The 18,509-nt window shown below is 41.7% G+C and carries 13 protein-coding genes, 1 pseudogene and 1 riboswitch; of the genes and pseudogenes, 6 read left to right on the top strand and 8 right to left on the bottom strand.

Going from position 1 to position 18,509, the window contains the following annotated elements:
• Window positions 1-50 precede the first annotated feature (50 nt).
• From AC58PQ_RS24380 to AC58PQ_RS24360, 5 genes and pseudogenes are all read right to left on the bottom strand, one after another.
• Window positions 51-701 (bottom strand): DUF3885 domain-containing protein, encoded by a 651-nt coding sequence (locus AC58PQ_RS24380; RefSeq protein ID WP_497246222.1) that lies wholly within the window; start codon window positions 699-701, stop codon window positions 51-53.
• A 190-nt stretch (window positions 702-891) separates the two neighbouring features.
• Window positions 892-1,659 carry a hypothetical protein gene (locus AC58PQ_RS24375; protein ID WP_497246220.1) on the bottom strand — a complete coding sequence of 256 codons (768 nt, stop codon included), beginning with the start codon at window positions 1,657-1,659 and terminating at the stop codon, window positions 892-894.
• A gap of 997 nt (window positions 1,660-2,656) precedes the next feature.
• A pseudogene (locus AC58PQ_RS24370) lies at window positions 2,657-2,764 on the bottom strand (transposase); the annotation flags it as partial.
• Window positions 2,765-2,770: 6 nt separating this feature from the next.
• On the bottom strand, window positions 2,771-3,664 hold the full coding sequence (locus tag AC58PQ_RS24365; protein ID WP_497246218.1) for an SMP-30/gluconolactonase/LRE family protein: 894 nt from the start codon (window positions 3,662-3,664) through the stop codon (window positions 2,771-2,773).
• 33 nt (window positions 3,665-3,697) lie between these two features.
• Window positions 3,698-3,892, bottom strand: coding sequence for a hypothetical protein (locus tag AC58PQ_RS24360; RefSeq protein ID WP_497246216.1), 195 nt, complete (start codon window positions 3,890-3,892; stop codon window positions 3,698-3,700).
• A gap of 463 nt (window positions 3,893-4,355) precedes the next feature.
• Here AC58PQ_RS24360 and AC58PQ_RS24355 point away from each other — a divergent pair, with 463 nt between their 5' ends.
• From AC58PQ_RS24355 to AC58PQ_RS24335, 5 genes are read left to right on the top strand one after another with little or no spacing between them, the layout of a single operon-like run.
• Window positions 4,356-5,894, top strand: coding sequence for a spore germination protein (locus AC58PQ_RS24355; protein ID WP_497246214.1), 1,539 nt, complete (start codon window positions 4,356-4,358; stop codon window positions 5,892-5,894).
• Window positions 5,891-6,991: a GerAB/ArcD/ProY family transporter gene (locus AC58PQ_RS24350; protein WP_497246212.1), complete on the top strand. Its 1,101-nt coding sequence runs from the start codon at window positions 5,891-5,893 to the stop codon at window positions 6,989-6,991. The genes AC58PQ_RS24355 and AC58PQ_RS24350 overlap by 4 nt, the downstream gene beginning before the upstream one ends.
• Complete coding sequence (locus tag AC58PQ_RS24345) at window positions 6,988-8,106, top strand: Ger(x)C family spore germination protein (protein WP_497246210.1); 1,119 nt, start codon at window positions 6,988-6,990, stop codon at window positions 8,104-8,106. Before AC58PQ_RS24350 ends, AC58PQ_RS24345 begins: the two co-directional genes overlap by 4 nt.
• 25 nt (window positions 8,107-8,131) lie before the next feature.
• Window positions 8,132-9,232 (top strand): GerAB/ArcD/ProY family transporter, encoded by a 1,101-nt coding sequence (locus tag AC58PQ_RS24340; RefSeq protein ID WP_497246208.1) that lies wholly within the window; start codon window positions 8,132-8,134, stop codon window positions 9,230-9,232.
• Window positions 9,229-10,353, top strand: a complete 1,125-nt coding sequence (locus AC58PQ_RS24335) for a Ger(x)C family spore germination protein (protein WP_497246206.1) — start codon at window positions 9,229-9,231, stop codon at window positions 10,351-10,353. The genes AC58PQ_RS24340 and AC58PQ_RS24335 overlap by 4 nt, the downstream gene beginning before the upstream one ends.
• Window positions 10,354-10,496: 143 nt before the next feature.
• Here AC58PQ_RS24335 and AC58PQ_RS24330 read toward each other — a convergent pair whose 3' ends face one another.
• The 3 genes from AC58PQ_RS24330 to AC58PQ_RS24320 form a co-directional block, all read right to left on the bottom strand.
• Window positions 10,497-13,832, bottom strand: coding sequence for a collagen binding domain-containing protein (locus tag AC58PQ_RS24330; protein ID WP_497246204.1), 3,336 nt, complete (start codon window positions 13,830-13,832; stop codon window positions 10,497-10,499).
• 301 nt (window positions 13,833-14,133) lie between these two features.
• Window positions 14,134-14,940 (bottom strand): transglutaminase-like domain-containing protein, encoded by an 807-nt coding sequence (locus AC58PQ_RS24325; protein WP_497246202.1) that lies wholly within the window; start codon window positions 14,938-14,940, stop codon window positions 14,134-14,136.
• Between the two features lie 12 nt (window positions 14,941-14,952).
• Window positions 14,953-15,043: riboswitch (cyclic di-GMP riboswitch) on the bottom strand.
• Window positions 15,044-15,116: 73 nt separating this feature from the next.
• Window positions 15,117-15,794 carry a class D sortase gene (locus tag AC58PQ_RS24320; protein WP_497246200.1) on the bottom strand — a complete coding sequence of 226 codons (678 nt, stop codon included), beginning with the start codon at window positions 15,792-15,794 and terminating at the stop codon, window positions 15,117-15,119.
• A gap of 847 nt (window positions 15,795-16,641) precedes the next feature.
• Between AC58PQ_RS24320 and AC58PQ_RS24315 the strand changes: the two genes are divergently transcribed.
• Window positions 16,642-18,135, top strand: a complete 1,494-nt coding sequence (locus tag AC58PQ_RS24315) for a peptide MFS transporter (RefSeq protein ID WP_497246198.1) — start codon at window positions 16,642-16,644, stop codon at window positions 18,133-18,135.
• Window positions 18,136-18,509: the final 374 nt, after the last annotated feature.

Below are 18,509 nucleotides of genomic sequence, written 5' to 3'. Positions count from 1 at the left end.
GTTAGAGTTTAAACGTACTTTCATGTTTGCTTACAGTTTGCCTTTTGACATTAATGATCGTCTAAGGTTGCAAATAGTTGGTCAATTCTTGATCTATCGTAGTATAAAATCCATTCTTCATAATCTCTATAGATGTTTAATAACGCCTCTTTTGATGAAGCGACTACATCACATCCCCTGTCATCATAAACATGAAATATGGTACCAGCGGAAATATTAACAAAAAAAACATCATGATAAATCGAAGGTTTGATTGCAACATCATTATTACATATTGCCTTAATCAAACTTCCATACTTAGTGTTCCTTCCATGACACTTTAAAATAAACCGATGAGTTTCAAAATCATCTATCTCATAAACATCAGCAAAAACATATGGAATTACTTTGTGTTGCAACCCTTTCAATACATCTTTATTGTTTATATATCTTCTGTAAACCTTGGGTTTTCGTCTTATTGGATTCGGTTTATCAGCAAAATGTGCATTTGTTACAATAAATATTTCATCATTATCTTTATGTAAGTACCTGTAGATACTAATTGCCCTATCATAAACTTGTTGCATATATAACGCTTTATCAACCTTAAATATCGGCGGGTTTCCAAGTTCAAATCGAATGCCAAATTCCCAATTATAAAAAAGAGGTGGACAAAGCTTTAAGTTGGGAAAATACATCTGTAAATAGTCATCTAAAACCAACTCACACCTCATTAGTATTAGCGAGTTGAAACTTCATAAATCTTTGTAGCATCGCCATTGATTCCAGAATAGTTTACCGCTTCATCAAAATACTCCATTTTATCTTGTAATTGGAATACTTCGAACATCAGAAATCCCTCCGTTTGAGCTTTCTTCCTCAATATTACAATATAACTGAATTAACCTTAACCTAATAATACTTTTTTCGTGTAATTATTAATCCTTCGTTATCATGAATTCTCGTTTCATACAGCGAGAATTTATGTTCATCAAATTTATAAATGTAATGGTTATGCAAAGAAAAAACAGCGTTAGGGTGAGAAAAAGCAAAAATCCATTGTATGGATTCAATTCCACAACCAATGTTTTCATAATGAATTACATACTCAGAGATTGGATCAGTTTTTAGACTCATCGTTCTCAAACGTTCTTCTGAAAATTTCAACCTTGAAATATCAATAACTCCAGATAAATCTGTCCGTTTATCATAAAAGCGAATTCGGTTGTTTGTTAGATATTCATTACTAAATCGATCGGTTTCATTATTATCGTGTGAATTGCTTGGTTCGTTGAAAATTGAACTCCATTTACTATCGATCAGACTATAAACATTTAATCCCATCTCTCCTGCGCTACCTGGTGAATATTGATAAAAAAACACCTCATCTAGTTGATCATTCGTCACATCTCCAAGCATGATCCTACTCGTGAAATACCTATTTTGATCCACTAATTTATCATCAATTTTTATATACTTACCTCTTGGAACACCTCCGCTGAAAGGACCAAATAATTCAGCTTTATGTATTACTTTTTTGTCAGGCGAAGAAAAATTAATAAACTGGATCTGTTGGTAATCATCTGTTGTAAAAGGCACTATTTCAGCAGAATTACAAACCGATTGAAAAGTGATGCCACTTGCAACAAATAGAAGTATTGTTAGTATAGTTTTTTTCATGTTTTTCTTTCTCCTTTGGAAAGCATAATATATAAAGTTTTCCAAAAGATGAACTTGTATGCAAACACCTGTGTTAAACTCCCCTTACTTGACTGAACAAAAAAAGAGCTGCCGCGAGGCAAGCTCCTTCACTATCGTTATCCGTTAGATTCCTGTAGATGGATAAATTTCAGCTTTGTAATAAAAGGAGCGCCTCTGTAGCTAAGTCATGTTCTTCAAGGAGCTGCTCAGATGGAGTTTGTAAGCATTTGTTGCCTGCTTAGATCCAACAGTTTTCCATCTATAATGAAGTTATGTGGAAAGCTAGCTCGACTCTTAGTTGGAGTGGTTCGTAGTGCGAAGCCTACAACCCCAAAAGAATCTTTGCGCTGGCAGCCTAAAATAAACCTTATCTCACGCAAGTTGGCGTATTCGCAGGAGACAAAGAAAGCACGGAGTATCGGTATACGTTAAACAAAAGGGCTCCGACCCATTCCGTTAGAAAGACCGACCTCGACTCCTTGGATAGATGTGACGAAGGAATGTAAGAGCTATGGACCCGCCCCGACATGGGAGTGAAAATCGCTAAGGGCATAGTAGAGAATACGTGCAGCATTTGGAATGAATTGGGTGAATCAACTCCACCTCTGCTGTTTTCAATAATTACCTTCTTGTCATAACCTTTCGTATGTTCTCCTCCAATCTAGGGTACGTAAAGTGGTAAAGTAAGGAAATTGGAGGAACTGGCATGATCGAACAAAATCGCCTCAAGCAGGTTCTTCACCGCTTTTTGTACTAGCTTGTCCTCATACGCTGGAACGGTCAATGCAAAATGCACATATAGTCAACTCGCATTTAGGAATGGTCACGATCAATCATCCGTTTCATCCCCTACAAAGAACAAAGCTTCGCCCTGCTTAGTATCTGAGAAGTGAATGGATTACGTCGGTACTCTTTACAACAGATACCGGTGTCGTTTTGGTCCCTGAAACGTGGAAAAACCATCACGCCCCGACCACTCGTACAGAGGTAACCTTCTAGTTTTGATTTCATAAGCCTTATCGTGCTTACACTTTGGACAGCAATACCCATAAGGCCACTTCATTTTATACAGGTGCCCCTGGCATACTGCCTACCCGCCGAACGTAAAGGTCGGCATTCCTTTGACATTCGTTCTGAGGACAAACAACCCCCCAGCATAGGGTTCTTTTGATAACACACTTTCTTCCAACCCTTTTCGCGCCGTGGTGATGTATAGATCGTTCAAGCAGTCTCCGCCAAAAACGCAGTTCGATGTCCGTGTAGCTGGAACGTTCACAGTTTCAAGTAATTTCCCGGTTCTCGGGTTCCATCGCGTCACCGCATGCCCGCCCCAGACCGCTACCCAGATCATCCCTTCTTCGTCCGACGTCATTGAGTCCGGGACCCCTCCGCCACTGGCGAATACGATGGCAACCCGAGGATTCCTGATCGTTCCGGCAGCCAAATTGTAATCGAAGGCCATCACTTTCATCGTTGGCGTATCAATATAATACATCGTCGAATAATCCGGGCTCCAAGCGATGCCGTTCGATACGGTTACCCGATCCAGAACCTTCCTCACGCTCCAGTCCGTATCCAAACAATACAACGCTCCCGCATTCGGCGTACCGTCGAAGCTCTTCGTCCCTGCCCAGAGGCGTCCGGCCGGGTCGCATTTCCCGTCGTTAATCCGGTTGTTCGGCTTATCCTGCTCGACGGCAGCGATCAGCGTCAATTTCCGTGTTTCGAAATCGTACGTATAAAATCCATTCAGCAGTGCAATAACTATGCCACCTGATTGTCTCGGCGCAATCGCGCCGATATATTGGCCTGTGTCAAAGGCGATATCTGTCTTTGTCGACGGATTGTAGACATGCAGCTTGAATCTCGTAGTATCGGCCCAGTACAGCACTTTCCTGCGAGCATCCCAAGTTGGCAATTCTCCAGTTTCGGCTTTTGAGTCTACCACCAATTGCACCGCATGCATTTCGAGTTCCCTTTCCATGATCAACACCTCTCTCCCGATCAAATTTGACGCCTACAAATAGTTATATTTCACATCTCCAAAATGATACCCATCATCAATCAAAAATCCTAGTCCGATCATTTTTTTAGCTGGTGTTACGACCGCTTTTTCGGGAATCGCATCATTTTCGCCAATAAAGACCAGGCGCAAGTGTACCTTGATGCCTGCCTTTATCTTTCGAAAAACAGCCCATTTGTACTTTTGCAACCAAAGCCCGTTGGTTGTTGAATCAATGATTTTGAAGTGATTTCGGTATTTCGTGGAACTGGCTTCTTTTAAAATTTGGGCTACGAGGTCTGCAAAAATCTGATCGAATAGAAAAGAATCTACCTGATTATGTTTGCGACATAACTGCGCAGCTGAGATCGGTTCAAGTAGGCCTCAGTTGTCAACTTTTTCACCGATGTGTTTCATCAATGCGTTTTTTGAATGTTTTAAACAAATTGGTTCTAACCATTTACCAAATGAAGAAAATAGGGCAACCTTGTCCATGAGCTGATCCTTTTCAGTGGATTTTGGACAGGAACTACCTGCCATTCCATTGTAAAGGATTTTTTATGCTTGGGTTTAATAAGGACAGAAGATTATTAAGATTCAGAGAAATTCAATGCAACGCTAGCGCATAATTTTAACAATACAAGAAATAATAGGGTGAGGGTGGTGTAATTCGTTGCTATTTTCAAATTTGTTCGGAAGGAAGAAGTATCGTTCGGTTCCAGCGCAAATTAATCAGCCGTCTAGCGACTCGATCAGTGCGTCGTTGGCGCAAAATATAACTTATTTACAAAGTCAGTTCAGCCAAACTCCCGATTTGATTGTGCGTCATTTTATCATCAAGCAGTCTGGTGAACAAGCAGCACTTGTCTACCTAAGTGGACTAGTAGATAAAAATGCCATTAATAACAATGTACTTCGCCCACTTCAATTTGAAACGGGAAGCAGCGATTCGAGTTATGGTTTTACGATAGATGTAGGTCAAATCAATCCGTTGATATCTTGGCCACAAATCGAGTCTGCTATTTTTCAAGGCAGTAGTGTTCTCTTAGTTGGCAATCGAACGGAAACTTATGCCTTAGGAACGCAAGGGTGGCCGCAGCGGGCGATTGAAGATTCACAGATGGAGGTTTCTTTAAAAGGAGCACATCAAGGCTTTGTTGAAACAGGAAGCCAAAATATTGCTTTAATCCGTCGTTATATTCAAAACCGTGAATTGAAAATTAAAGAACTGATCGTTGGACGAAGAGGGAACAGTTTAGTTTCTATCTTATATTTAGCAGATGTCGCGAATCTTGAGATATTGAAAGAACTGGAAGACCGGATTCAGCTACTTGATATCGATATCATACTTAACACATGTGAGTTGGCAGAGTTGATTGAGGACAATCCGTTTTCCCCCTTCCCGCAATTTATTACGACGGAAAGACCTGATGCAGTGGCTTCACAAATATTGCAAGGAAGATTCGCTGTTGTCGTCGATCGATCGCCAAGCGTGTTGATCGCACCAGTGTCATTTATATCTTTTTTTCAGAACATCGACGATTACAGCACACGCTGGTCGATTGCTACTTTTATACGGCTCCTGCGGATTTTGGCATTTTTCGTCGCCATATTTTTGCCGGCATTCTACATTGCCGTCATCTCCTATAGTTTCGAGATCATCCCTGTTAAATTATTGCTCACGATTGGCGAGTTCAGAGGAAGAGTGCCATTTCCGCCATTTGTAGAAGCGATCCTCATGGAGGTGACTTTAGAAATGATGCGTGAGGCAGGTGTGCGCCTGCCCGCTCCGGTCGGGCAAACCGTTGGCATTGTTGGAGGGATTGTCATTGGGCAGGCGATCGTACAGGCAGGACTCATCAGTAATATCATGGTGATTGTAGTTGCCTTTACGGCTATTGCATCGTTCATCCTGCCCAATTATGATATGGCAGCGGCCGTCCGGCTTATCCGCTTCGGCATGATGATAGCTGCCGCCATGTTCGGCATAGTTGGCATCATTATTGGTTTGATGACGATGATCGGGCATCTGATTGCGCTCGAATCGCTTGGAACGCCGTATGGTACCCCTTTCGCGCCGGTTCGTTTTGCCGATTGGAAAGATACATTCATTCGTTTGCCGTTGTGGGCAATGGGCAAGCGACCTCTAAGCACTAGAGCGACCCAATCGAAGAGGCAAGGAACAAATCGTCCAAAAGGTGATGGGAAATGAAGAAATATGCTTACAATGAGATCACCTCTATGCAATATATTTTTCTGAATAGCGGCATTCAAATGGGTGTGTTCTTTATGGCTATGCCGCGAAAATTAGCTGAGAAGGCAGGCACGGATGGCTGGATCGCACTTATCATCGGTTGGGCTATTACGGTTGCAGCAAGCTTGATTGTTATTCAGGTGATGAAGAAGCACCCCGAAGGAACATTGTTTGATCTAATAGTACGGTATTTGGGCAAATGGACAGGCAGGGTGGCTGCCATCTTTTTTGCCCTTTATCTCTTTTACTACGCTTATACTGGACTCGTTGAGGCGGTTTTGCTCACGAAGGCGTGGCTTTTACCGCAGACTTCGGCATCTACCGTCACGCTATTATTGCTCATTCCCACTTATGTGATTGCACGTAATGGACTACGCGTCTTGGGCAGATATGCAGAACTTGTTTTTATTATCTCTATGTGGATACCTCTTGTATATTTATTTCCGCTCAAGGACGCCCACTGGCTCAATATAGTCCCCTTATTAAAGGAAGGATGGAAGCCTGTATTCTCAGCGGTACCTACAACTTTCTTTTCATATATCGGATTTGCTACCACATTTATTTTGTATCCGTTTTTGAAGAACAAACAAAAAGCTTCTAGCGCTATCATGATCTCCAATACACTGACGATGCTTGGATATTTGTTCATTACGGTTATCTGTTTTGTCTATTACAGCCCTGACGAAATTCAGAAGTACAACGAACCTGTGGTTAATATCTTAAAGGCCCTCGAATTTAATTTTGTAGAACGGATGGAAATGCTGTTTATCGCGTTTTTTTTGCTTATTTTTTCATTAGCGTGGATACCGGCTATATACATGGGCGTTTTTTGCACAAGCTGGCTCTTCGGAAAGCAAGATCACCGAAATCATTTGCGGATACTGTGGTTGTTTACGGCTGTGAGCACGTTTTTCTTCATACCAACTTTTAATCAGTACGATCGCATGAGTGATTTTCTCATTCAGATTGGTTTTGCAGTCGAATACGTTTTTCCGGGTTGCTTACTCGTATATTTATGGCTGCATGATCGTTTTCAGTGGGGGAGGCGCTTATGAACAAGCGGCTCCTTCATGTTCTACTCATCGCCGTTGTCGTCATCCTTCCGAGCTGCAGTGACAGGTTAGATATGGAAAACGCTCCTCATGTCTTATTAGTAGGTTTTGATCTAGATAAAGAAAACGAGTTCATTTTTTATAGCACATCTCCAGTTTTCATCAAAGATGTTAAGAAAAAAACGCGTGAACTTAAAGTGAAACCAAAGACGAATCGTCAATCAAGAGAAAAACAAGACAGTTATACAGAGGGTGTTTTCCAAGGGAGAAGTATTCAAGTCATACTAATATCTAAGCGAATATTGCAGCAAGAAAATTGGTTCCGATTAACGGATGTTTGGTTTCGCGATGCGAAAAATCCATTAACGCCAAGGATCATTGCTGTCGATGGACCTCTCTCTGAAATCATATACCTGAACCCGAAAGATCAGCCGATGCTGCCCTTATTGCTGCGGGAAATGGTAGAAACGAAGTCCGCCCGATCGGAAACGGTAAAGACGACTTTAATGGGGCTAAACCAACAATTACGTGAAAAGGGGGTCACTCCTTTCATCTCTGAAGTTCGAGTGAAAGATAAACAGATAGCGATGACAGGTACGACACTGTTGGACCATAATGGGAAATTTGCGGATTCTCTGAACATGCAGGAAACTATTCTACTGCGCATATTGCAAAAAAATACAAAAAAGAGCGTCAGCTTAACAATTCCCATTACCGGAGAAATGAAGATTGGACCGTTCCATACAGATAAAGTAAGTTTAAACGCGGATGAAATAAAGGTGAAAATCAATACCACTTTCCTCAAGGACAAATTTCAGTTCGATATTCACATTACTATGCGCGTTGAACTATCAGAGCTTTTGTTCCCTTACGACGTACGTAATCAAGGAAAAGAATTGGAGAATAAGATTACCGAACAAGTACAAATGCAATTTGAGAATCTCATAAAGAAAATACAAACGGATAAAATCGATCCGATAGGGCTTGGGCTCTATGCGCAGGCGCATGAATATAGCCATTTCAAGAAAGTGGAGGATCATTGGGGTGAAACGCTGGCCAAAGCGGACATTCAAGTTTCCTTGAAAACAATTATCGGAGCTATGGGAACAATGAAATAACAGCCATCTAGGGGGACCACAACAAGTGAAAAAATATGCCTTGAATGAAATCACCTTTATGCAGTATATCCTTCTCAACTTTGGTATGGTAGTGAGCATCGGATTTTTGTCGCTGCCGCGAGTATTAGCCGAGAAGGCAGGCACAGCAGGCTGGATTACGCTCATCATCGTTTGGGTCCTCTCCATAGTGGCGAGTCTGATCGTCATACTAGTGATGAAGAGGTACCCAGATGGTACCTTGTTAGATCTATTGTCAATTTATTTGGGCAAATGGGCAGCCAAAGTCGGAGCTGTCCTATTTGCCCTCTATCTCTTTTACTACGGATACACAGGTCTCGTATATACAATATTGATTACAAAGCAATACCTTTTGCAGCAAACCCCAGCTTATATCATTATGCTTCTTCTGCTCGTTCCCACTTATGTCATTGTGCGGAATGGACCACGCATATTGGGCAGGTATGTGGAAGTGATTATACTCCTATCTCTTTGGATCCCCTTCGTTTATTTGCTTCCGCTTAAGGACGCTCATTGGCTCCGTCTGCTTCCTGTGCTTAAAGAAGGTTGGAAACCTGTTTTCGCAGCTTTACCCGGCACTTTATATTATCATATAGGGTTTTCGACCACGTTTATTTTGTATCCGTTTCTCAAAAACAAACGGAAGGCCTCAGCAGGAATCGTTATCTCGTATACACTGGCGATGCTCATATATTTGTTCATAACGGTGATCTGTTTCGTCTATTTCAGTCCAGATGAAATTATCATGTACAACGAACCGACGATCAATGTATTGAGAGCTATCGAGTTTAAGATCATATCAAGATTCGAAGTGCTATTTATCGGGTTTTATTTACTTATCTTTTCATTGTCATGGATACCCACGATGTACATGAGCGTTTTTTGCACAACTTGGCTAATCGGAAAGCAGGACCACCGTAATCATTTGCGGCTGCTTTGGCTTTTCATCGCTGTGGGCACGTATTTCTTCATGCCTAATTTTTTTCAAAGCGAAAAGATGAATACGCTTCTTAGACAAATCGGTTTTGTTGTTGAGTACTTAGTGCCTGGTTGTTTACTCCTTTATTTATGGATACATGATCATTTGGGATGGAGGAAGCACATATGAACAAGCGGCCGCTGTACATTTTGATTATTATCATGATTATTGTTATCGCTCCAGGGTGCAGCGACCGGTTGGAAATGGAAGATTCCACTAACTCCCTTGCACTTGGCATGGATCTTGATAATGAAGGCAACCTGCTTGTATTTATGAATAGCCCTTCATACGGCAGAGATATCAAGAAGAAAACAATAGAAATTGAAGTGAAATCGCAAACGATTCGTCAATCGAGAGAGCAACAAGATGAATTTGCGCCTGGCGTTATTACAGGCAGAAATGTTCAGGTCATACTTATCGGGAAACGTATCTTGGAACATGAGGACTGGTTCCAGATACTTGATGTCTTTTTTCGTGATATGAAAAATCCATTAACACCCAGAATCATCGTTGTCGATGGATCTATTTCCGACATTGTATACCTTCATCCGAAAGATCAGCCGATGTTGCCTTTATTATTGCGGGGGATGGTCGATACGAAGAGCGCTAGATCGGAAACGGCAAAAACAACGCTGCAGAAGCTGCATTGGCAAATGTATGAGAAGGGAGTGACGCCTTATATTTCCAAAATTCAGTTGGACAAGGCCAAACGGATCAATCTGGCTGGTGTAACGCTGCTGGATCATAAAGGGAAATATGCGACCTCGCTGAATGTAGAAGAAACCATGTTACTTCAGATATTGAATAAAAACGCCAAGAAATCAGTAAGCTTTACACTTCCGATTCCTGGCGAAAAGAAGAGCGGTCCATTCCATACAGACCATTTAAGTATTTCGGTTCAAGGAATGAAAGCGAAAATAATAACTTCGTACAAGCAGAACAAGTTTCGATTCGATATCAACATTAATATGCCAGCCGCTCTTACTGAACTTTTATTCCCTTTTGATGTACGAAAGAATGGAAAAGAGTTAGAGAAAATGATTTCTGAACATATGCAAAAGCAATTCGAGAACCTTATCAAAAGCATACAAAAGCATAAAATTGATCCGATAGGGCTTGGTCTCTACGCTCGGGCCCACGAATATAGTCAATTCAAGAAAGTGGAGGATCATTGGGGAGAAGCGCTGTCAAAGGCGGACATTCACGTCTCCGTTAAGGTGACCATTGAAAGCATGGGACCAGTGAAATGACTGGTTTTGGAACAAGAGTAAGCGCAGATCAAGCTCGACGACGAATGTAAGACAAAACATTTCATTAGGAAAAGGTTGAATACATCTCAATTCACGAAAATGAAAGAGTTTGTGGAGCGTAATTCAATTGGAAATCCTTTAACTTATTTGCTCTTCAGTAATCTCTTTCTCAGAATGACTCCTAAAAGAATCAAAGCGGCACCTGCTATTTCAACATACAAATGGCTGGCTTCCCCAGTCTTAGGAAGTGTCTGTCCTGGTGTTTCTTTGTCAGATACAGTATCCGGATCTATTGTTACTTTTCCGAGCTCCGGTTTTTTGCTGATGGACGGAATACCTCCCTTCGGCACATCAATGTCTACTTCAATTGGTGTGTCCTTATCCGTTGTTTTATCATCTGTGGACAGAGTTGGCGATGGTGTTGGCGATGGTAATACCGGCGTCGGCGTAGATGTTGGTTTCGTACTCGGTGCTGCCGATGGCGATGGTGTCAGTGTTAACTTGAACAGAGTCGGAGTTGGTTGATTTCCCCCCGTTCCCGACGATCCCTGTTTAGCATTCGTTACATTTAAGCTGAAGCCTGACACTGAATTAATTGTGACTGGATGCTCGCTTGAATCAAGCACGTACCCAGCTGGAGCCACTGTTTCTTTAACAATATAGTCTCCTGATAATAACTTCTTGAAAACGACCTTACCTGTCGAATCCGTTGTCAATGTACTGATAAGTGACTGTGTCGAACCAGTCTTCCTATACAATTCAAAGGTTGCTCCGCTTAGCAGTAAAGTACTGTTAGCTGAATCAACTTTTTGTACGGTTAGCGAGCCTCTGACACCGGTGCCTGTGCCGGATCCGCTTGAGACACCGACCACAATGCTTTTAGTTGTAGCTATAGTCCCTGTAGTCACATTGTTGCCGCTAAAGCTGACTGCGTTCGAGACCGAATCATGGTCGTTGGCAACAATCAACGATTGATACTCTAAGATATACGCGGTAGTAATCTGATGCAAGAAGCTTAACTCGAAAGTCTGCTTGCCATCATCATCAGTCCGGAAAACCAAGGTGTAGTCCGTGCCCTTGGTCAGTTCCGCTCCCTTGGACACGTCACCGTTAACAGCTAAACTTGTTGCAAATAGATGGAACGAATCTGGCAATAAGAGCTGGTTGCCTGTTGGAGTATCAATGATTTTCGCATCTGCTACTGTAGACTGTCCGCGATTCATATTAATCGTCCAGTTAATTTTGTCGCCGTTTTGTATGCCGTCCTTGTTAACATACTCCCCCCCGTGGGGGATGATAACAGAAGCCTTCAGGTCCTTGGATACTGGATTATTAGTCCCGTCAAACAATTTAGCCGTATTGCTGACTTGATTATCGATTATTTCACCGGCAAGACTTGTATTAAAGACGATATAATATGGCGTAGTAATGGGCTGTAAGAATGTCACAACTAGCTTATTGTCATTGCCAACTAAATAGTTATAGGTGTTAGTTACGATCGTTCCTAGCGAAGGATTACCATTGACTGGGATGTTCATGTTGTACACATTAAGAGTTCCCTCAACTAGTTTTTGACCCGACTCTAGAATATCCTGAACTTCAGCTGTGGTAAGAGCTTTACCGTTATAGTTTACCCCAACGGTCCATGAAATTCGTTTCGTAACTGCATTGTACGATCCAAACTTGAATCCATTGTTCTTCACTTCATTCCTTGGGACAAACGTTGCAGAAACTGTTTTCGTCTGCGAGTTGGCAGAGCCGTCAATCCAGTCGATTGTGGCATCATTTTTGAAATCTGATGTGTTGCCATTGATCCAATCATTATTGAATTCCGTATTGTAGCTGATTGTGACCGGTCCAGAAAGAGAACTATTGAATGTTATTTTAATGCCTTGATCAATTGGAGTAGCATTGTCCACTGAGTAATCAGCGGGATTATTCAATATTGTGCTACCTTTTTTAATAATCAATGAGCCTGGTATGAATTTGAGCCCTAGATTAGGAAAAGCGTCTGTAAGTTCAACGCTGTTCATCAGCTGGCTATCATCGTCAACAGCAATGTTCCATGCTACCGTTTTAGCCTGGTAGTCTACTACTCCAACACTCTTGACAATAACCACTTGATTAATGGCACGAACGGCCGTTTCGCTAACTCCACCTTCGATAGTAACCTTATTCGTTATTGTTGCACCTTCGACAACACGTTCGATTGTCTTAGTTTGATACGCGATTTTGTATGCCGATGTAATCTGATTATTGAATTGCAGTTTGAATCCAGTTTTGCCAGTCGCGGACGCGGGAGACACTGTATATTGAGTACTAGGTAATTCACTGCTCAATGACTCAGCACCGGATGCGTTCAGTGTAACCAAGTAAACATGAACTGAGTCAGCAACCAACTCCTGGGAATCATCGAACAAGTCTGTCAAAACGGCAACCGCTTGGGCAATCGTCTTTTCATTGTAATTGTATTTGATTGCCCAATTTATGGTCTGTGTACTTGAATCATAGCTCGTCGACTCTTTTTCTAAAGCGCTCCCATGCTGCACTGCAACAGTTGCAGTTGCGCTGATAGGCGTTTTGTTTGCACCTTCAAACGTTGCGGTGTTGACAAATGATGCAAAGTCAGTAGCCGGTGTCGTATATTGAATACGATATGCTGTTCGAATAGGGCTCTCTGTAAAATTGACCGTCAAAGTTTTTCCCGTCATAGCCACTGTGTACTTGCTTGAATCTAACTCAGCTCCCTGCGTCACTGTACCATTCAGCTTAACGTCCAGATCATAGACAGCAACGGTAACTGGAACGGACAGACCAGTAGGAATCGGGTCGTTTACGACCGCGTTCTCTACGGAATTCAACGCCTTATTCACATCCACGGTCCAATCAATATTTTTGGCATTGAAACCTTGCGGAACTCCACTTTTCTCAATTGTTGAGGTGACGTTCGGCTTAAAGTTAATTGAAAAAACTTGCTCTCCGCTGCGAATCGGAATTTTAATAATTTGAGTCGTACTTCCTGTAATGATCTGCGTATCGAATTTCGTTGTGAAAGTCATGATGCCATGTACATAATCATGAGTCTGAATGGAATCATTAAAGGTCATGAGAACTTGATGATTATCCGAGTTTACGCTGAACGTTCCTACACTCTCAGAATCGATCGTAAGAGGTCCGCTGATATCATTAAAAAGTTGAAATTGCTGCGGCAGTGTGAACGTATATGTGTCCCCGTTACCGTAACCATGGTCATTCGGTAGTGACCAGGTATAGTTCACCTGCACCTTGGAACCTTGTTCGTAAACGTTATCGGTCACATTATGTCCCTCATCGTCGTATACAGCCATTGTCACGCTATCAATGATATTGCCTGAAATCGCGGTGGCTGCATTAGCTGGAATCATAAAGCCGATTCCATATATCCCCTGCATGAAAATCATAAGTGAGATCATCAGAGCACTTGTCTTTTTCAACAACATTGTCTTTCAACACTCCATTCTCATCCGACTCTATAAAGAAGTTACAACTTTTATTCTGGAAGCGTCAAGGAGTTTGGATCAGGTAGGTTTTCCCATCGGGACGATGGATAAAGAAAGCAGTCATTTAGAACGTCTCGCCAGCCATTAGCACTCTCGTGACCACCAATGTATAATCCAAGAATCTCACGGTAACCTGAACATAATTTGAACAAGAGCTATAAATAAATAATTAAATAAGGACCTGCATTTGGATTCAAATTCAGGCCCTTATTTATTAAACTTCGAAATAGAACGTATCATTTCAATAAATTTTAGTAATTATATAGTCCGCCGCATCCTTAAGCATTGGTGTAGCTTGTCCGCCTTGAACACGAGCGGAATCGTACGTCGTATCGATAGTTACCCATTCATTGCTATCCTTTAAGAAAACTTGATTCCACGCGTGATAGGTATCAGGAGCACTTACTTCGTATCCCATAACTAAACGTGTAGGAATTCCTTCACTTCTAACCATAGCTGCGAAGACAGCTGCATAATCATAACAGATTCCCTTCGAGGCATTGTAAACTTCATCCAGATCAGGAATGTAGCTAGCTTCTACAGATTTTGCTTTATCAAAATCATATTCGAAATTTTCGGTTATGTACGAATAAATTGTTGCAATTTTATCCAAATCCGACTGGGCATCCACAGTTAATTTTTTCGCCTCAATGACGACTTGCGTATCCGTGTTCCAGTTAAAAAGCAGAATTGACTGCAAAAATACTGCATTTTCGTCTTCCATCTTCACATTTATGCTTTCTTGCGCGACTACTTTATATTTGTTGTTGCTTACTAATTCTGCGATCAGGACATTGTAAGTGCCGTCTCCCAATTGCAGGGGGTATTGAGCCCCTTTTACTAGATTATAGTCGTACATGACGTTCCCCTTTTTAATACGGACAATGGCTTTCGTGTATTTATCATTGGAGTAGTTGAGTGTAATAATTCCCTTTTCCAAATAAGTCTTGTCTGTGATGGATGGAGCGGACGCTGCATAAGTTCCTTTCGGTGTAAGAATCAGGAGAAGTGCAGCAAGCATCGTCATTAACAAGGTTTTTTTGAACACAAAAACTCCCCTTTCGGTAACTGGCTGCCAACTTTGCATAAATGCAAAGGAAGGCCCTTTAGTTTTGCGTCTCTAGCTTTCGCTAGATTTGCCTTTATCGGTGAAGAGCACCGAAGTCATATTTTCTAAATATTGCTATGGTATCATATGCTAGTTGGCTTAATTAGTTAAATTATTCATACCGCTGGCTCTACTAATATCCCCTTAACGACGATCCGATGTGTCGGATTTTCCATAGGGTGGCAGGTAATCAGCGTAATCTCACGATCCTTCCCGTTTCCTTTAAGAACCCAAACATCTTCTGGAAGCACGTATTGCTTGACTTGCACTTTGTACAAATACTTTTTGCTCACCGTATCCACTTCGATCAAATCACCGACAGTTACTTCATCCAATCTATTAAAATTCTTTCCATAGGTAAGGTTCCTATGGCCGGCAATAGCATAATTTCCTATAGCGCCTACATTGCCTGTATTGGCGATGCTGGCTACGGAAAGCTTCATATTGTTCACTGTTGCATCCGTTAGAATCGGAACCTTCAGATTGATCTTGTCTATGACTAAAACACCCTCAATATTTTTCTGCATTATAGAGGCCGGGGTAGATGTCTGCTCTGAGATGAGAGGTTTGGGCTGGCTATTCAAAGACATCACATCTGCCGAAATTGGAGAAGGAATAAAGTCCACCGCCGCATCAGTCACAGGTGCAACCTGATCGATATGCTTTATATTTTCCTGCCATTGCTTCAATATTTTCTGTTGCTGATAGCTCTCATAACGATCATTAACCGTCGGGTAGAGCAACATAATAAATCCTAGGAAGATGCACACAAGTGAAAGATTTCTTTTTATCATCAGGGTTCCACTCCTTAATATTTGCATAATCCATTATGAAGAGAAGCAAGCCTCTGATTATCAATAATTGTAGCTCTCAAAACTTCACCATCCTGTTGATTCAGGTCATCGAAGTTTTATCGTAAGATTTAACAGACGGTGTAGTTTAGAAAATGCTCTTAATATTTTTAATTTCATTCCATTGACCATAATTCTATATGCTTCGAAGGGTAATAAGCAATACAAATATATTCAAGCGAATCCGTTCTTGGTCCTACTCCACCCCTTAGATAGATGTGACGAATGTAAGGGCACTTGACCCGCCCCGACATGGGAGAGAAAATCGCTAAGGGCACCGTGGAGAATACGTGCAGCATTTGGAATGAATTGGGTGAATCAACTCCACATCTGTTCCCGCATGCCTTTTTAACGACACGTCCTAATATATCTCGCTCTCTTTCATTCATCAACAATATATAAAGAATGAAATCCTGCGAATAGACGAGCTTGCGTGAGGAAATCAAATCATACCGAGGGAATTCAACTGACTACTCCTCGTGAGACTCTTTCTTTTTCCAAGAATCATTGCCAATAGTAGAAGTATATTAAATATTAAAAATGAGTTGATCCCATAATACAAATAAGTTAATTTCATTCTCTCAAGCCATTCGCTCACCAAATAACCAGAAACTGCATATTTCTTTACATTTGCTTCTAATTCAGTATATGAATCAAACTTTGTAGTATTTATTAGTGGGAATTCTATTCCATTAGTTAAATCGACTTGTGTTGAACACATAAATCATACTCAACATGGGAATTAATAACTTATTGGCAATAAATAGAAAAAATAAATGAGGTTGATTTTATGTCGGATGCAAATAAACAAAAAATTGTCGAGAGTGTCCCCCAACAGGGCTTTCTCGGACACCCAAAGGGATTATTTACACTTTTCTTTACCGAGTTTTGGGAGCGCTTCTCTTATTATGGTATGCGGGCTATCCTTGTTTTCTATATGTACTATGAGGTGTCAAGAGGTGGGTTAGGACTGGACAAAACCCATTCTCTAGCCATTATGTCCATCTACGGTTCGCTAGTTTATATGTCCGGCATCATCGGCGGCTGGCTGGCCGACAGAATATTCGGCACTTCAAAAGCCTTATTTTACGGCGGGATCTTGATTATGTTTGGCCATATTGTTCTTGCAGTGCCTGGAAGCGTCTCGTTGTTCTTTGTTTCCATGGTGCTCATCGTGCTGGGTACAGGCTTGTTAAAACCAAATGTTTCCAGTGTTGTAGGTGAAATTTACGGTGAAAAAGATAACCGCCGCGATGCCGGATTCAGCATTTTCTATATGGGGATTAACCTTGGAGCATTTCTTTCTCCTTTGGTTGTCGGAACTGTAGGCACACAATATAACTTCCATCTAGGATTTGCATTTGCAGCTGTAGGGATGTTTCTAGGGCTCGTCGTTTTTACGCTCACCAAGAAAAAAAATCTCGGTCTTGCCGGCACATTCGTCGCCAATCCTCTTTCACCGGCTGAAAGGGCAAAAGCGTTCTTCAGGATTGGCTTGGGTGTTGCTCTCGTCGCTATAGCACTGGCTATTACAATTCCAATGGGGCTGCTTACATTTAGTACTTTTGTTAAGTTAGTGGGAATTCTCGGAATTCTCATTCCAACCCTTTATTTCGTTGTCATGTACAGAAGTCCTAAAACAACAGCTATCGAACGTTCCAGAATCATTGCTTACATTCCGCTGTTCATTGCTTCCGTTATGTTCTGGGCGATCCAAGAACAAGGATCAACCATCCTTGCCAATTATGCCGATGAACGCACACAGTTAGACTTTGCAGGCATTCATATTTCACCTGCTTGGTTCCAATCGTTAAATCCGTTGTTTATTATCGTTTTTGCACCCATATTCGCCTGGTTTTGGGTAAAGCTTGGAGAACGTCAACCATCCATCCCTGTAAAATTTGCATTAAGCTTATTGTTCTCCGGTTTATCCTTCATTATCATTCTATTACCTGCTTACTTTGGCGGCACCGGGTCTTTGGTTAATCCATTATGGCTCGTTCTGAGCTATTTCATATGTGTGCTCGGTGAATTATGCTTATCACCTGTAGGTCTCTCCGCTACGACCAAATTAGCGCCCGCCGCCTTCTACGCGCAAAGCATGAGCCTGTGGTTCTTATCAAGCGCTGCCGCTCAGGCCGTTAATGCACAGATTGTTAAGTTCTACACACCAGAAAACGAAATGGGTTACTTCGGTGTCATTGGAGCGATATCACTAATCCTTGGTCTCATCTTGCTACTGCTTGCCCCGAAAGTTCAAAGTTATATGAAGGGTTTACGATAAAAACAAAGCCGCCTTGCACATATCGCAAGACGGCTTCCTGTTTCCTGAGAAAGTTCCCGGTTGCCGGGACACCAACTCCCATGTATAAAGGACATTTCTTTGTTATTTTCACAGTATGCAAATCGTAAGGGAGTCTGAAATCTAACTAACGTGGTGATGTCGAAGTTCTGTTTTGTAACAAAAATGAAATATCACATTCATCGATTGGTAAAGTCCACTCTTTATAATAATAAGTGACCCCCTTTTAATTATAATATACATAATGTTACTGCTAAACCATACCGTCCGCCAATTGACGGCGTAAGTTGTCCTAGCCCTGACGGACAAGCTGTCCAGTCGGTGGTTCGAAAAAAGGGAGAATCAAGAACATTCTC

The organism is Paenibacillus sp. J22P143, from assembly GCF_059692035.1.
Note: the sequence above shows the minus strand (reverse complement) of the source record. Positions and strands in the feature narration are given on the sequence as shown.

Coding starts and splice junctions, on each gene's coding strand:
- AC58PQ_RS24315 (WP_497246198.1), top strand. CDS start 16,642: ATGTCGGATGCAAATAAACAAAAAATTGTCGAGAGTGTCCCCCAACAG.
- AC58PQ_RS24375 (WP_497246220.1), bottom strand. CDS start 1,659: ATGAAAAAAACTATACTAACAATACTTCTATTTGTTGCAAGTGGCATC.
- AC58PQ_RS24320 (WP_497246200.1), bottom strand. CDS start 15,794: ATGATAAAAAGAAATCTTTCACTTGTGTGCATCTTCCTAGGATTTATT.
- AC58PQ_RS24330 (WP_497246204.1), bottom strand. CDS start 13,832: ATGTTGTTGAAAAAGACAAGTGCTCTGATGATCTCACTTATGATTTTC.
- AC58PQ_RS24350 (WP_497246212.1), top strand. CDS start 5,891: ATGAAGAAATATGCTTACAATGAGATCACCTCTATGCAATATATTTTT.
- AC58PQ_RS24365 (WP_497246218.1), bottom strand. CDS start 3,664: ATGGAAAGGGAACTCGAAATGCATGCGGTGCAATTGGTGGTAGACTCA.
- AC58PQ_RS24345 (WP_497246210.1), top strand. CDS start 6,988: ATGAACAAGCGGCTCCTTCATGTTCTACTCATCGCCGTTGTCGTCATC.
- AC58PQ_RS24335 (WP_497246206.1), top strand. CDS start 9,229: ATGAACAAGCGGCCGCTGTACATTTTGATTATTATCATGATTATTGTT.